Genomic DNA, 1,257 nt, shown 5'->3' on the forward strand with positions numbered 1-1,257 from the left:
CGCCGGCGGCGGCGGCGACATCATAGATCGTTGCGCTCGACATCCGCGGCTCCCCCAGTCCGTTCGTCCTAGTCCGCGCCGCCGGAGGTCCGCAATGGCGCACCCCCCGCAGGCTTGACCGCCTTCAGTCCGGCAAGCAGCAACGCCGCCGCCCCGAAACAGAGAGCCGCCACGCCGAACAGCGGCCGTATGCCGCCGTCGTGATCCTGCAGCCAGACGGCGATCAGCGGCGCGATCGCCTGCGGCAGCGCGACCGCCAGATTGATCAGCCCCATGTCCTTGCCCCGATCCTCCTCGGTCGGCAGGACGTCGGCCATCAGCCCCATCTCGACCGATCCATAGGCGCCCTGCCCCAGGCCGTAGATGACGAAGGCGCCCACCACCAGGGTCCAGTCCTGCGACGCCGCGACGACCGCCGACGCGCCGCACAGCAGCACCGCGCCGGATAGGCCGATCGGCTTGCGGGACTGTATCCGACGCCCGAAGAAGGCCACGGTCATGGTCACCGCGAACACCCCCGCCAGAGCCACGGCGGTCAGGATCGAGTGCGACACCTCCGGCGTGCGATCCGTCGACGAGAACGCCTCCACGATGAAATACAGCAGATAGGCCCCGACCAGCGCATACCCCGTCGACAACAGCAGCCGCCCGCTCCACACCAGGGTGAAGTTGCGCGACCGGAACGGCCTCAGCAGGGCCCAAGGCGCGGCGGTGGCGGCTCGCGGCGGCTCTTGCACGGACCGCGCCGGCTCCGCGAACAACAGGACGAAGCCCCAGGTGGTCGTCAGGATCACGAGCGCCAGCAGCACCAGCCGCCCCGGCTCTCCTTGCGGCCCCAAAGCCATCAGGCCGGAACCGAGCGCCACAGCCAGCGGATAACATACGCCCAGGATCGCCGACATCGTCGTGCGCCGTCCCAGGCTGACGCGCTCGGCGAACAGCGCAAGGAGCGGCGCCATCAGCACGTTGAACGCGGCCTGGAATCCCACGACCGCAAAGGTCAGCTGCAGGGGCGTCTGCGATCGCCAGATTCCCACATAGGACAGGGCGATCAGTACGCCTCCGGCCGCGATCCACGGCCGACGTCGCCCGAAACGCGAGCGCGTCCGGTCGCTCAGCGCGCCGACGACGACGTTGGAGACCGCTGCCGTAACCGCGCCCCAGAACATCGCCTGACTGAGCACGCGTGTCTTGTCGGCGGGATCGATCGCGTCGGCATGAAGAGGCGTCACGATCTGCAGGATCGGCGTCAGGGCG

1 protein-coding gene is annotated in these 1,257 nt (G+C 69.3%); it reads right to left on the reverse strand.

Annotation, left to right across the window (positions count from 1 at the left end; all coding sequences use genetic code 11):
• Positions 1–68 precede the first annotated feature (68 nt).
• Positions 69–1,257: MFS transporter (locus B2U11_RS07945; RefSeq protein WP_292070969.1), on the reverse strand; the 1,189-nt coding region annotated here is incomplete at its 5' end.

The organism is Brevundimonas sp. UBA7534, from assembly GCF_002479325.1.
In the GTDB taxonomy this organism is placed as follows: Bacteria; Pseudomonadota; Alphaproteobacteria; order Caulobacterales; family Caulobacteraceae; genus Brevundimonas.